The organism is Chryseobacterium arachidis (assembly GCF_900129245.1).
In the GTDB taxonomy this organism is placed as follows: domain Bacteria; phylum Bacteroidota; class Bacteroidia; order Flavobacteriales; family Weeksellaceae; genus Chryseobacterium; species Chryseobacterium arachidis.
In genome coordinates, this window is record NZ_FQUT01000004.1 from 434537 (window position 1) to 449521 (window position 14985).

Annotated in this window: 14 protein-coding genes; 12 read left to right on the forward strand and 2 right to left on the reverse strand. The window is 31.0% G+C overall.

Going from position 1 to position 14985, the window contains the following annotated elements; translation table 11 throughout:
• Positions 1-36: 36 nt before the first annotated feature.
• Positions 37-3036, reverse strand: a complete 3000-nt coding sequence (locus BUA89_RS10530; protein WP_072956928.1) for a SusC/RagA family TonB-linked outer membrane protein — start codon at positions 3034-3036, stop codon at positions 37-39.
• Between the two features lie 640 nt (positions 3037-3676).
• On the opposite strand from BUA89_RS10530, the gene BUA89_RS10535 reads away from it, so the two are divergent.
• The 11 genes from BUA89_RS10535 (at position 3677) to BUA89_RS10585 (ending at position 13635) form a co-directional block, all read left to right on the forward strand.
• A complete protein-coding gene (locus tag BUA89_RS10535) occupies positions 3677-3976 on the forward strand; it encodes a helix-turn-helix domain-containing protein (RefSeq protein WP_072956931.1) in 300 nt (99 codons plus the stop codon).
• Between the two features lie 268 nt (positions 3977-4244).
• A complete protein-coding gene (locus tag BUA89_RS10540; protein ID WP_072956934.1) occupies positions 4245-4817 on the forward strand; it encodes a hypothetical protein in 573 nt (190 codons plus the stop codon).
• A gap of 414 nt (positions 4818-5231) precedes the next feature.
• Positions 5232-6527 carry an AAA family ATPase gene (locus BUA89_RS10545; protein ID WP_072956937.1) on the forward strand — a complete coding sequence of 432 codons (1296 nt, stop codon included), beginning with the start codon at positions 5232-5234 and terminating at the stop codon, positions 6525-6527.
• A gap of 1 nt (position 6528) precedes the next feature.
• The gene (locus BUA89_RS10550) at positions 6529-7095 is read left to right on the forward strand and encodes a DUF4276 family protein (protein ID WP_072956940.1); all 567 of its coding nucleotides are present in this window, start codon (positions 6529-6531) and stop codon (positions 7093-7095) included.
• A gap of 13 nt (positions 7096-7108) precedes the next feature.
• The gene (locus BUA89_RS10555) at positions 7109-7840 is read left to right on the forward strand and encodes a hypothetical protein (protein WP_072956943.1); all 732 of its coding nucleotides are present in this window, start codon (positions 7109-7111) and stop codon (positions 7838-7840) included.
• Between the two features lie 68 nt (positions 7841-7908).
• A complete protein-coding gene (locus BUA89_RS10560; protein ID WP_072956947.1) occupies positions 7909-8418 on the forward strand; it encodes a hypothetical protein in 510 nt (169 codons plus the stop codon).
• Between the two features lie 285 nt (positions 8419-8703).
• Positions 8704-9771, forward strand: a complete 1068-nt coding sequence (locus tag BUA89_RS10565) for an ABC-three component system protein (protein WP_072957160.1) — start codon at positions 8704-8706, stop codon at positions 9769-9771.
• Positions 9758-10231, forward strand: coding sequence for an ABC-three component system middle component 2 (locus BUA89_RS10570; protein ID WP_072956950.1), 474 nt, complete (start codon positions 9758-9760; stop codon positions 10229-10231). The genes BUA89_RS10565 and BUA89_RS10570 overlap by 14 nt, the downstream gene beginning before the upstream one ends.
• Positions 10231-12000: an AAA family ATPase gene (locus BUA89_RS10575; protein WP_072956953.1), complete on the forward strand. Its 1770-nt coding sequence runs from the start codon at positions 10231-10233 to the stop codon at positions 11998-12000. Before BUA89_RS10570 ends, BUA89_RS10575 begins: the two co-directional genes overlap by 1 nt.
• 87 nt (positions 12001-12087) lie before the next feature.
• Complete coding sequence (locus BUA89_RS10580; RefSeq protein ID WP_072956956.1) at positions 12088-12549, forward strand: hypothetical protein; 462 nt, start codon at positions 12088-12090, stop codon at positions 12547-12549.
• A 168-nt stretch (positions 12550-12717) separates the two neighbouring features.
• On the forward strand, positions 12718-13635 hold the full coding sequence (locus BUA89_RS10585) for a hypothetical protein (RefSeq protein WP_072956958.1): 918 nt from the start codon (positions 12718-12720) through the stop codon (positions 13633-13635).
• A 7-nt stretch (positions 13636-13642) separates the two neighbouring features.
• Here BUA89_RS10585 and BUA89_RS10590 read toward each other — a convergent pair whose 3' ends face one another.
• A complete protein-coding gene (locus tag BUA89_RS10590; protein ID WP_072956961.1) occupies positions 13643-14548 on the reverse strand; it encodes a putative phage abortive infection protein in 906 nt (301 codons plus the stop codon).
• Positions 14549-14808: 260 nt separating this feature from the next.
• On the opposite strand from BUA89_RS10590, the gene BUA89_RS23110 reads away from it, so the two are divergent.
• Positions 14809-14949, forward strand: a complete 141-nt coding sequence (locus BUA89_RS23110; protein WP_178362450.1) for a hypothetical protein — start codon at positions 14809-14811, stop codon at positions 14947-14949.
• The last annotated feature ends 36 nt before the right edge of the window (positions 14950-14985 follow it).

The following is a 14985-nucleotide window of genomic DNA, read 5'->3' on the forward strand; positions in this document are numbered from 1 at the left end:
TGAATTTCTTTTTTAAAGTTTAATAGGATTTTAAGATTACAGGGACAATGTTGCCCCAAATGAATATGTTCTTAAAGGCGGCAGAAAACCCACTGAACTAAACTCAGGATCCACCCCGAAGTATTTCGTCCACGTATACAAGTTCTGTCCCTGGAAATAAAGCTTCACCTCCCGGAACACTTTCCCCTGCAGAGGAAGACGGTATGCCAGCTGAACATTCTTAAGACGGATAAAAGAAGCATCAGACACCGTCGCATCACTTACCTGAAACAGCTGATGTGAAGCAGTCGGTGCCACATGATACGGCATATAAAAACCATTGGGGTTCTGAGGCGACCAGAAATCCAGCGCTTCTACAGGAAGATTATTCATCAGCCCCGGCGAAGCCATTAAACTATTGTAGTTCCTGCTTTCCTGCTTCACAAACTGCAACAAAACAGACAGATTCCAGTTCCCATACTTAAAATCATTCGTCAGACCCCCATAAAATTGCTGTCCCAGATTCCTAATCACCTGACGGTCATCAGGCGAAGCAATCTTACCGTCACCATTGAAATCCGTAAACGCATACTGCCCCGTAGAAGGATTAATACCATTAAGCTGATACAGCTTTATAATATTGACAGGCTGTCCAACAACATACGTATTGGCATAGGAAGAACCTTCAAGCCCAGGAAAAGACAATAGTTTATTTCTCGGAAAGCTGATATTGAATCCAGCATCCCACGAAAAAGAATCAGCAGACCCCCTCACCAAATCCCCTTTCAATTCAAATTCCCAACCCTTGTTCTGAACCGTTGCCCCAAGGTTCGCCAACACAGAAGTAAACCCAGTCACTGCCGACAGCTGATAACCCAGCAGCTGACTGGAAGACCTGTTATCATAAAACGCAGTCGTCACATTCAACCTATTTCTAAATAGCCCAAGTTCCAGCGCAGTTTCAAACTTCAACGTCTTCTCCCAGCTGAAATCAGGATTATACAACCTCGACGAAATCAGTCCCACCACACTATTGTAAATCAATGTTGAGGTCACATACGTGTTGAGGAATTGGTTCTCCCCAATATTGTCACTACCCGACGAACCATAACTCCCTCGAAGCTTTCCGAAACTCAACCACGAACTCTCCTTCAAAAAGTCCTCTTTCGAAAACAGCCATGCAGCCCCTACAGCACCAAATGTCGCAAACTTATTGTTAGGTCCAAACCTGCTGCTTCCATCCCTACGCCCTGTAAAGTTCACAATATACTTTCCGTCATACTGATAATTAACCCTACCGAACAAAGCAGCATAGCGGTATTCCGTTTTCACATCATCAGACACCACCTTCGTCTGAGCAGCACCAATATTATTGATAAACACATTGCTCTCAAAACCGAACCCCTGAATCGCGGAATTCGTATTCGTGTCCCGCTGATACGTTCCGCCAACAAGAACATCAACCGAATGCTTCCCTGTCTTAAAAGAATAATTAATCTGCGGTTCAACTACTACCGAAAAACGATTCTGATTACTTTTAGAAGCCGCAGACTGAGCCGAAGTCATCCCCGATGACGGATTGTTTGCTGTATGCGGACGCAGCGACCACTCCTCAAACGTCTGATAAGTCAGTCCTCCATTCAGCCTCAGCTTCAGATTCTTGAGCACCTCATATTCCGTGGTAATATTATTCAGGAATTGAAGCTGGTCATTGGTATAGGTATTCCGGTAAGTAGCCAAAGGATTATTGAACGTATTATTCTCCCAATTCAGATTCCCAGAAGAATCATACAATGACGGTGCATTCGGAGGAAGCAAATACGAAGTATTGGTGATATCCGAAGTCAGCACATTATTGTCCAAAGCAGAAAAAAGGTTTGACATATTCAGGCTAAACTTCCTGTCCTGAGAACGATGCGCTATATTAGCGGAAACTGTATTCGTTCTGTACTTAAAATCCTCACCAAACACCGTAGTCTGTTCATTATGCCCCAAGCTCACCAAGAAAGAAGTAGTATCACTACCTCCACTCAAAGAAAGCTGTGAATTTGAGAACGTCGCATAGCTGCCAATCAATTCCTTTCTCCAATCCGTAAAACGATTCTGATCCCAAGCACCGTTCACATCATACGCATTGGCAGGATAAACAGAGATATTATCATTGGCAAAAGCCTGTTTACGCATCGCAATGTATTGCTCCGTATTCATCATCTCCAATCCCGATACCGCATGGCTCAAACCATACGAAGAATTCAATGTCAGCCTGAGATTCCCTTTCTTGGCTTTCTTGGTTGTTACCAATACTACCCCATTCGCACCACGGGAACCATAAATAGCCGTAGCATCCGCATCCTTCAGAATCTCAAAACTCTCAATATCATTCGGATTAATACTGTTCAGGGGATTCACATTCGCCAAAGCCAGCACCGTTCCTCCATATCTTGAATTCACGCCACCCCCTACAGGCACACCATCCACAATATACAAAGGCTGATTACCATCAATCTCAGAATTAGATCGAGTACGCAATGAATTCCTGCCCCTGATCTGAATATCAAATCCACCTCCCGCAGTTCCTGAATTCTGAGTAATCGAAACACCTGCCATTCTACCTTGCGCAGCCGCAAGAACATTCGTTACAGGCTGGTTCTCAATCTCCTTAGCAGAAACCTTAGCAATACTTCCCGTTCTCTCCCTCTCCTTAACCTTATAATAACCAGCATTAAGAACAACTTCCTCAATGCCTTTCACTTTTTGACTAAAGACAATATCTACTACACTCCGTTTATCAACAGCAACAACTTGCTCCGCATAATCAGAATGCCTAAAAACAATCGAAGGATTATCCCCTGAAATACTAAGATGGTAAACACCACTTTCATTAGTAACCGAACTCTGATCACTACCCTGCTGTGAAACAATAACACCCGATAAAGGTAAATTCTCTGCGGTAACCTTACCGCTAATCGTCTTGGTCTGAGCCCTAGCCGAACCACAAACAATGGTTAGCATAAAGACAAGACTCATGCTTCCTATGTTATAATAGGATTTTTTCATAGTTTTGTATGGGTTTTTAATTAAACTCCTTGATAAACTTCGGCTCTTTCCTCATGTCTCCAAACTGTAAGGAAAGGGCTTCTTTATTCAAAGGATGATCTTTATTTCATTTCTTCTCTTTATTTATAATATCTCTGTTTATCTGACTTTCAAAGTACCTTTCAGTATACTCAAACTATATAGAAATGTATAGCCAGAAACCAAAAGGCACCAAAAGTCTTAATTAATATGAATGAAAATTGTGTCCCGAGTAAGCTTTAAAAAGCCGCAATAGGTTGTACATTCCTATTGTATCGTGTAGTCTGATACTATTTTTAGGAAGCGGGCTTAGATTTTTTATGTAGAAAGAGCGAACGGCATGGGAAATAAAACGGCATGGGACTCTACATTATCAGCTTAGGGGCACTGGTATGCCTTGGAACAGATAAGAGAGCCCACGCCTAGGTCGTGAGCTTAATACTTATCCTCTCGTTCCGTAAATTACCAGTTTTCTAAGCGAGATTCTAAGCAATAGCTTCTATAATTCTTTGAAGTATCGCAAAGTTACATTACAGTAACTTATTTTACAAATATAATAAAATTTTACAAACTGTGACATATTTGTCAATGATAAATTTGACAAATATGTCACTTTTATTTAATGAAATATATTGAAGATAAATACTTTATTGCAATCTCTGATTATATAAAAAATGTGATTGAGGAAAAGAATATTGACATATCCGACTTAGCAGCAGCAGCTAATGTAGATAGAAAACAGGTTTATCGATTGATTAATAAAGAGAATGTCCCCAAGCTTTCAACATTAATAAGAATCTCATTAGCTGCTGGAATTGAACCTCAAATTCTTTTCTCTTTAAAATTTGATTTTGAATTTTACATGAAAGAAAATAATATATTAAAAGCCACACCTAAAAAAATAAAAAATCCTAACCTTTAAGTTAGGATTTTCTTTTATTTACCAATTGCTTTGTAGTAACGCTCCGAACATTGTTGGAGAACTTGTTTTTGTTTCTTTTAATTTATTTTTAGTTGCATAAATCCAATCTAAAGTCCTTAGAGCAAGAAATGTTGCCATAATCCTGTAAATTTTTTAATGCTTTCATATTTGTGATTTTGTAGAGATAAAAAAAATAACAATTCATATCGATTTGAAAATTTTATACATTTGATAATAGTTTTTAAGATTAAACCTAATATTTTTTAATGTGAAAGATTTTTTTAATACATATATATTACCATCAGGAGTTCTTCTAACTTTCGTTGCAACTTGCATAAATATTTATTACACTAGGCAAAATTCTAGAAAAGCCAAGTATATTGATACAATAACATCAGAACGTATTAAATGGCTATCTGTAATCAGAACTGAAATTTCTGAATTAATATCTGTTATTTCAGAAACTTTGATATTTTACAAAAATGAAATTGACCAAATAGAATCGCAAAATCCAGATGAGAATTATATTGCAGATGCTAGTTATAAATATCAATTGCATTATTTTGATTCTATGACAAAGAATTCATTAAAATTTAAGGAGCAAGTTGATTATGAAACCATTGCAAAAAAATTATATATTTTACAATTACGTTTTAATCCAACTGAAGATTCTGGAACGTTAAATTTGATTCGTTTCTTTATTAATTTTTACAAAAGTGAATACAAATCGAAGTCAGATATAGAAGATGCAGAAAAAGTAATTGATGAATTAGTAATTAATATTCAATCTATGCTAAAAAACGAATGGGAAAAGGTTAAAAGAGAATCGAAAGGGGAATAATTACGTATACCTTCCATAAAGCAGATTAACAGAACAGCTATTATAACACTTCCTTCATAATAAATTACACTTAATAGAAAACAATGATTCTCATAATTATGTTTTTACTTTCCAATTTCTTTGCAATGAGGATTAGAACATTATTGGAGAACGTCTTTTTACTATTTTATTAGCGGAAAATTGATAATAAAATGAGATAAGAGATAGATTAACGCATACTTTATAAATTAAATTTATTAACTCAGTAATACAATCTTATTATAAAAAGATCATTTTTTAAACAAGAATATTTTAGTTACAATCATTTATTTAAAACTAAAATTACCGCAATAAATTTTAGTTTACACATCACATTCGTTTTTTAACACTTCGAACTTTATCAAACATTTTGTAAATTAGCTTCAAATTTATTTAATGAACAAAGCTGAAAAATTATTCATATCTAACACAAATTTAGCAGGTTATAAATCGATAGAAAATTTATCTACTACACTAAAACCAGGTTTGAATATAATTATAGGAAAGAATGCAGTGGGTAAAACAAATTTTTTAAATTTTTTCCATAACTGCCTAAATTTTAGTTTCACTCATTCTAATAATTTTAGTGCAAATTTCTCTTTGAATTATAATCAAATTGACTATTCTTTTTCATTTAATAAGAAAACAGTATTACAAAATGATATTGAATATATTGACGACAAATCTGAGAGATTTAAAATTAGAAGATTTCAACCAAATTTTTTAGCACAATTATATATTAAGGATTCCAAAAATAATATTACAGGTGATTTTTCAAGTGAAGAAGAAAATCAATGTGGTGAGTATTTTAAAAAACAATTGCTATATGATGGAATTGAAATAAAATCAACACTTATAAAACACGGTTTACCTAATAATTACTCTATTGTTGATTCTCCTCTTAATATTGAATTGTGGGATTCCTTTATTTCAGATGAATTTCTTAATTTATATAATACCAGTAATCAGAGTGTTTTCTTTAAAACATTGCTGTCAGCAACTTTAACAGATAACATTTTAGATCCAGACTTTTTTAATAAAAAATTTAGAAGTGAAAAATCTATTCAAAAATTTGTTTCAGAAAAGAAAAGAGACTACAAAAAAAATGTTTTAGATAGTCTTGAATATTTAACTGATTTAAAAAACTTATTGAAAGAATATTCTCCAATTGAAGACTTCAGATTTAATGAAAGTTTTTCTATTGATATTGATCTAGAAAATGAAAAAATTAGTTTAAGAAACTTTTTTTTAGAATTTATGGTCGATAAAAAATGGTTTTCTTTCGAGGACCTTTCAGATGGTACTAAAAGAATTTTCTACATAATATCTGAAATTTTCATTTTAGATAGAAACAATTTTATGGACAAATTAATTAATGACTCTGTCATTAACAATCTGAATGTAATTTTCATTGAAGAACCTGAATTGGGAATTCATCCCTATCAACTATTTAGATTAATGAAATTTTTAAAAGAAAAAAGTCGTTCTAATCAAATAGTAATAACTACACATTCTCCTTTATCTTTGGATATTTTGGAAATTAATGAGTTAGATTCAATATTAATCGCAGAAAAATCTGATGGGCAAACACAACTAAAAAGATTGTCTAAAGAAAAAATTGAGAAAGCTAAAATGTACATGAGTGATCTCAATTTAAGTGATTTTTGGTTAAACTCAGATTTAGAAGATTAATATGAAAATAGGTTTAGTTGGTGAAGCTCCAGCAGATACACTTTCTATAAAGAATTTGCTGTCTAAAAAATATAAGGATCTTAACTTCGTTGAGTTATTAAAAAATAAAATTACAGGTTCATCTTTAGAGAATCAAAAGACTAAAACAGAACTTCGTATCGAATGTATTACACAGAGACCAGATATTGTTATTTTCATAAGAGATTTAGATGGTCTATTAACACCTGAATATAGAAAAAAAAGACTTCAAAGGCAATATTATTATAACAGTTTCAAAGGATGTACCCAAGTAAAAAAAACCATATTCTTTTTAAATATTTGGGAAATAGAGGCATTAATTTTATCTGATATAAATTCTTTTAACAAATATTATAAATGTAATGTTGAGTTTAATGGAAATCCCATGTCTATTGAAGAGCCTAAAGAACACTTATTTAGTTTACATAATAAATACTCCGAGTCACACAATGGCAATATTATGGAAGGTGTTGATTTCGACAAAGTTTATGAAAATTGTGCGTATTTTAAGAGTTTTATAAATAAGTTTGATAGACTTCTTGTTAGCTAAATGTAGATATTTTATGGACGAGAAACATTCTAAAATGTTAACAATTACTGAAAAATATTTTAAAGAAATTGAACTATTTGGTAGTAATTCATTAAAAGCAAGGGAAGCATCGTTAAAAAGATATAAAATAGAAGAATCTAAAATTTCAAAATTACCGGAATTTAGAATTATGCTAGATGGTCTTATTTTAAATATTTCTCATAACTTTCATACGCCTCCTTCTCAAATTGATGACAACATTTCCTACAGAATTGGTTTATGTGCTTCGTACCTGAGAACACATTTTATTATTAATGATTTAATTTTATCTGGAGATATAATTGAGTCAACGACACTTGTGCGAAAACAACTTGAAGCTTTTACAAGATTAATAGAGCTTGAAAAAAAAGAAGTATCTAAGTTACACAAAAAAACACCGAACGTAAATAATACATTTAATGGAGTTACTAAAGATTTATATTCTAAATTGTCAGAGATTGCTCATTCAGGAAGTGACGATGTAGTTGATTTAATCTCTAATTTTGAAGAAAATAATAATCGTACAGAAGCAAATATTTATCCTTTATATTCACAGAACTCTTTAGAATGTTACAAATTTCATTGTTACATCGCTATGGGATTTGTAAGTTATTTTATAAAATTTGCAAAGACAATTTATAAAGACTACGACGATTTAGAAGATATTGAAATGTTTTTGATATTATCAGAAGTGCATGGTGAAATTGATTTTTTGAATAACAAATAATTATCAAATTTGAACATAATCTGTATGTACAAAATAAAAATATTCGTACATTAGATGAAAACTAAACCGTGGATGAAAAGCAATTAAATTTAATTATTGAAATTCTAAAAGCCTCTGTACCAATTTTTTCTATTATTGCAGTTATTATTGCTGCCTATTTAAATGCTAAATTTAGTAGAAAACAAAAAATGAGAGAAGAACTATTTTCTTACAAAATTAAATCGTACATGAAAATAGCCGAAAAAACCCATTCGATAAAATCAGATTACGCCGAAAAGCTTAAGAACCTCAAAAATGAGAAACAACCAGTAATTGATTTAACATTACAAAATGATTCAGAGAGATTTTTTGGAGAAGAGTACAATGCTAATATTCTATTTATAGAGCCTAAAATGGATACTGAAGTGAGGGCAATTTCTCAAAAATTATTAGAATTGTTACAACCTACTTTTTTTTCAGATACGCAACAATATAAAAAAGAGTCTGAAATCAAATTTTATAAAGTTATCGAGCTGTGTGACGATCTTATATTTTTATTACAAAACGAAATTGGTTTATATAAAATATCAACAAAATAAGCCATCTAAAGAAACTAAGATCACTCGCACTAATAAAATTGCTACTTTTCTACGAAATAATATTATTTATTTTTTCACTTTAAAGTTTATGTTCATAGAGTTGTTAGACATAAACAAATATTAACAATATTTTTAAAATCAGTAAAAATACTGACTAACGATCTACAGTGTTTCTTTTACTTTTGCTGTGTGCGGGAAGCCGTAAAAAAATGTGATGAAAAGTCAATATATTTGTTCATAATCGAAAGAATAATCAAAAGGAATCCCCCAATAATATCAAATACGATGTCAGAAAAAAAGTTTACTTCAAATTTTGAGGTTACTAATGGAGCAAATATTGTCCCTCTCAAAAGAATAGAGATATTCTCACCAGAAGAGTGGGAATTATTTACAAAAGAGTATTTAGAAGTTCTCCAAGATGATTATGTTGAAATTGAGAGGATTGGCGGGGCTAATGACAATGGACGAGATGTCATCGCATATATTGAACCTTCAACAGTAAAAGGTTACAAGTGGGATTGTTTTCAGTGCAAACATTATGACCATTCGCTTCATCCTTCTGACGTATATGTTGAAATAGGGAAAATATTGTACTATACTTTTAAAAAAGATTATCCGATTCCGCAAAATTATTTTTTTGTTGCGCCTAAAGGTTGTGGTACTTCTCTATCTAAACTTCTCACAGATAAAATTCTACTAAAGCAGAAAGTTAAAGATAATTGGATACAAAGTTGTGAAAAGAAAATTACCAAACATTTAGACGTTAAATTAGAGGGCTCATTTTTAGACTATTTCGAAAATTTTGATTTTCGGATCTTTAAGAAGACTAATATTAAAGATATTTTAGATAAGCATAAAAAGCATCCTAATCACATCATAAGATTTGGTGGTGGTCTTCCAAGCAGACCTAAACTTGATGAAGCTTCTATTGATCAAATTAAAGCAAATGAATTGGTATATGTTGAACAATTATTTCTTTCTTATGGAGACGAATCAAAAATCAAGTATGAAAATATAAATGACTTAAAATCAAATCTGAGTTATCAAAATCACTTTAATAGAACTAGAATTAATTTTCATTACGCAGAACAACTAAGGAACTTCTACAGAGATAGTTTACCAATCAATACGTTTCAAGATTTTCAGGATGAAATTTATCACGGAATTATTGATACAGTTGAGGATACACACGAAAATGCATTTAAGAAAATTAAAGCCTCCGAACAGTTAGCCTCAACGCTACAATTATCATCAAATCCTTTGACAACAGTAAGCATTGTAAATGATAGAAAAGGGATTTGTCACCAATTAGTTAATGACAAAAAAATAATATGGAAAGATGACACCAAGTAATCCATTCAACAATCAATTAGAAATAGGTCTAAGATTGCTTTCTATACTAAATGAAGCATTTCCAAAAAAAATTAATTTGCAAAGTTTAATTTACATTGATTACATAGTTATTCACTCCGGTGACTTTGATAATGCTACTCAAAGTATTCACGCTCCTGTACCATACAGAGAAAGTGAGATATTAATAAAAAGAAATCTCATTAAAGACAGCTTGGATTTCTTACTTTATAAAAATTTAGTTGATATAAGTTATGATTCTGATGGAATCACCTATGTAGCAACTGAAGATTCTACACCTTTTTTAGACAAATTATCTGAACAATACACACAAGAATTACTGATTCGTGTGAAATGGTTTTTTAGTAAGTACGAATCTACTGACGAGCTATTATTAAGAAATATTTTTAGCACCAGAGATAATTTAACTAATACAGAATTTAATATTGGAATTTTAAAATAATGGCTGGATATATCTTTAAAGAATTACGTTTGACAGGCGAAAATAAGAAAGACGCCTTTGTTCAATTTAAACATGGTTTAAATGTTATTTCCGGACCATCTAATACTGGTAAGACATTTATATTTGATTGTCTTGATTTCATGTTAGGCTCATCAGATAAGCTGAAAGCAATCCCAGAGATAAAAGGCTATTCTAATATTTTTCTTGAAATAGAAGCTGATGACCAATCATATACAATTGAAACTGAAATAAAAAATAATAACACTTATAAACTATATCGTTCTAAAATCAATAAGTTAAATACCGAACCTGAAATTTTAAAACGAAAGTTAGATTCAAATACTAAGAATAATTTAAATAGCTTTTTTCTAAACTTAAACAAAATTGACAATAAAAAGATAAGAAAAAATGCTAAAGGAGACACAACTAGTTTATCTTACAGAAATGTTGTCAAGTTTGCTTTAATTGACGAAGAACGGATCATAACAAAAGAATCGCCAATTGTATCACATTATACTCGAGAAACTGAAGAATCAAATACTTTAAGATTTTTTCTTACAGGAAATGATGACAGTAGTATTATAAAAAAAATCTCGAGCCAAGAGATACAAAGGAGAAAAGGAAAGATTGATTTATTACATGAATTTATCAATAATGCCAATGTTGATCCTAATTTGAACAGTGATGAGATTGAAGGTCAATTGGAAAGAATTAATGTTTCTTTAATTAATTTCACACTTAATTTTAATAGAATTAAAAAGGATTATTTGTCTGTTGAAACTGACTATACAAATAAAAATATTGAATATGTAGAATTCAATAAACGTCGTAGCGAAATAACAGAATTGTTAAAAAGATCATATATACTAGAGCAACAATATAATAGTGATATATTAAGATTAAAATCAACAATAGAGTCAGGTCTATTTATGTCCGAAAATAGTGATGCATCATGTCCAACTTGTAAACAGGAAATCACCACTAAAACACTGGACATCGAACAAATTATTATTTCTTGTGAGTCGGAAATTCAAAAAATAACTTCTCTTTTAAAAGAATTAAAAGTTTCACAAACTTTAATTAGTGAAGAAGAAAAAGATAATGAGAAAAAACTATTATCTACCATTACTGAACTTGAGCAGCTAAGAATAAAATTACAAGACGGAATTGGAATTGAACTAGACAAAACAATAGAAACTCTTACAAATTTAAACAATAAAAAAAGTCAACTGATCGGAATTCAAGATATTATTAGCAAAACTAATTCTTTCTCACAGACTATCAAGGAATTAGAATCATCGATTCCAATAACTAAAGGTAACTACCCAACTCTTACCTCGGATGTGACAAAAAAGCTTTGCAAAAAGATGTCTGAAATATTGAAAGAAATTGGAGAAAACAAAACAGTTAATTACAGTAGTGAGTCATTTGAATTTGAAATAGGAAATAGTTTTAGGAATACCTATGGAAAAGGATATAGAGCTATTTATTACTCCGTATATATCATTGCTTTACATGAAATAATGGAAGATAATACTTTCAAAATAGGTGTACCAGTACTGGATTCACCATTAGTTACTTATAAGAAACCCAATGCAAGCGGAGAAGGCATCGATTTGAATCTTGCGATGGATTTTTACAGATATTTATCTAAAACAAAAATTAGACAAACTATAATTATAGAAAACGAAGTACCACCACAAGATATTTTAAATAAAGTAAATCACATTCAATTTAAGGGATTCGGAGATGGTTTCATTCCAAAATAAAATACATTATTATATTTGCTAATAATCAATAATGACACATAAAATTAGTTTACTAAAATTAAAAATATACACTAATTATTTTTTGCCATGACATCATCTGATATAATTGCGATCATAACTACAATCACTTCCGTGTCTGCATTTGCTATTGCAATTCTTACTTTTAAGAAAGATCGTAATAAATCAAATCAGGATTTTCTTTTTCAAGAAAAGGTGCTTGCATACAAAGAATTGATTTTTCATGTCAATTTTATATTCGAATCATTTTTTGACATAATGGATGAAATGTTAGATCACGAAGGTTCAAATATAAAATGGGAAAAATTTTTGAATAAAGAATCAGAATATTATGATGGTCTGATAGCTGATTTTTACAATTCAATATTCAGCGCTCTACCCACTATTCCGAGCGACATTTATAAGGAGTTAATAAAATTCGGTCAGGATTCCACACAATTTATTACCTCTGCTTTTGACAAAAATGAAGCTCTTACAATAGAAGCGCATGAAAAACTTGACAAAAATTTAATAAACATATTAATCTTGTAAGAAAAGATTTAAATGTCGATAAATTAAATGTCACTTTATCCAAAAGATTAAAATAGTAAGTGTTGTAAAAACTTATAGGATTCTAATAGTATTCTTTACGTTATATAATTGTTTAACGTTCTCTATTAAAAAAGTAATTGATATTTTAAAGTTTCGTAAAACATTTATATGATTACTAACATACCAACTTATGATGATTTTGAAAAAGTTTCCAAAGAATGTTTAATACAGGCACTTGAATTATTTTTCAGAATCTACTCAAGCTACAAAGAGTATAACGACGAAAATATTTATGAAGAAGTTCCTTTAAATGAGATATGGGAACATAATAAGCCAACCCTGAGAACATCTGTGATTTTACTTCATCAAGGCATCGAGACCTATATGAAAAGTGTCATTGTAAAGAACTCACCCTATTTGCTGCTGGAACAAAAAAGAGCAGAATGGCCAACTTTACCAGAAAGTAAAGATGTGGACTATGCTTCTATGTATACATTTGCAGGTGAAAACTTACTTCACACCTTCTGTGCTGTAAGTAGTGATAAACTTACCTCTGATAAGGTAAAGTTTATTGAAACCATCCGACAAAACAGAAACAAAGCTATTCATGGAGCTGGTAATATATTAAGTGATCCTAAAATAATAATACAAGACATATTAAGAGCTTACACTTACTTCTTTGGAAAAGACCATTGGTTTAACGATATAAGGAAATGGAATCAATCCAATCCTCTTTTTGGATATTATGATTGGGGCTTTGAAAGTACTTTGTCCTATAAATTTTTAGATTTTTTGGAAATAACAATAGGGATAAAGCAACTGCAAAAATATTTTTCTTTTGATATATCTGGCAGGAGATATTTATGCCCAACCTGCCTCTATGAAATTAGTTCAAAAGATGATCAGCTTTTAAGCAAATGGGCATTTCTGATTCCGAACACTCCGACTTCCAATAAAATTTTTTGTATTAACTGTGATTTTGAAAGCGAAATTGAAAGAGTACATTGCAAGATAGAAAATTGTAAAGGTAATGTCATTGACATGAGCGGAATTTGTCTCACTTGTGGAGAAAAACAGTTAAGCTGATATTAAATCAGGAGGTTGAAGTTGAGAAAAATTTATCACTTTGTGTAACATAATCATTTAAAAATTGTTTCTGTTTATAGTTCAGAAAATGATTTGGATTCACAATTAACTTAACTTCTAGATCATTGACAATAGAATACCTATCTACCAATTTTCTAAATTCATTATTTGGATCTTGCGATATAGTTTGATAAAAAACTACTAAAGTTTCATACTTTGTAAAATGTGATTTTAAGATCGATATATAAAAAAACTTATCATCGATTTTAGCTTGATCTACAAGTTTTAATATGATGATAATGGTTGAAAAATATTTTACAAATTCATCTTCTAAAGACTTATATCTTCTTTCATAAATAGTTACAAGTTCATTAATTGTTAGTTTAAGTTTCTCCGCTTCTAAATTGTCAAAAAATTTGTCTTCAACATTATCATTGTTTTTTTTGAAACGATTTTTCATGAAAGTATTAATATCATCATTTAATTTTTTATTGAATGCTTGAAATAATGGTTTCCCCTCACTTTTCACACCTTGAATATCTACTGTCATTTTTTCTGTATTATCTCTATACATTGAAATCATTTGAAAAAATGTGTTTTCAAATTGTTGCTTAGTGAGTGTTTCATTTTGCTGATTAAATTCTAGCCTGGTAAGCTTCATTTCTTCTCTTGTTAACTCAAGTTCTTTCCTTTGCAATTTTAGTTCTTGGCGTTGTAAAAGAATAGCTATGATAACTCCAGTAAAAGAAAGCCCCGTAAATAAAGCGTTAGAAGCTCCAAACATATCACCAAAAATACCTTGCTTATCAGAACCTAAATGTACTGCATACATATAATTCTCATAAAGAGTAAATCCCATAAATATCAAAGAACCTATTCCAATAAGCCAAAATAAATAGTTATCATTTTTCATGTTATTTTTTCTCAAATATATTAATTCATAAGCTACGCTAACAAACTTCTACTCGCAGAAATTTGCTATGTTAAGTAAGAGCGCATACGAAGAGTGGTTCAAGAAAAAACAATCATCAATCGGTTAATATTTTTAATTCATCATAATAAAATACTCAAATACGGTTTCCCATAATAAATCAAAGCCTTAAAAAATTACTTTTGACTTGATATTGATCTATTTTAATATCATGAACGTAATCATTAACTAATTTTTTTGCTATGAGCACAATCCAAGCAATCAAACCAGGACCCAAACCTAAAAAACCAGACGGGGAACCTGATCGTAGGAGAAGAGTTACTCCTCCAAACCAGCCAAAACACCCAAAATTAAAACCTCATGAACATGAGAAAGGAGATTAATATTGGGTAAAAAAGAATAAGCAGCTTAATGAGCTG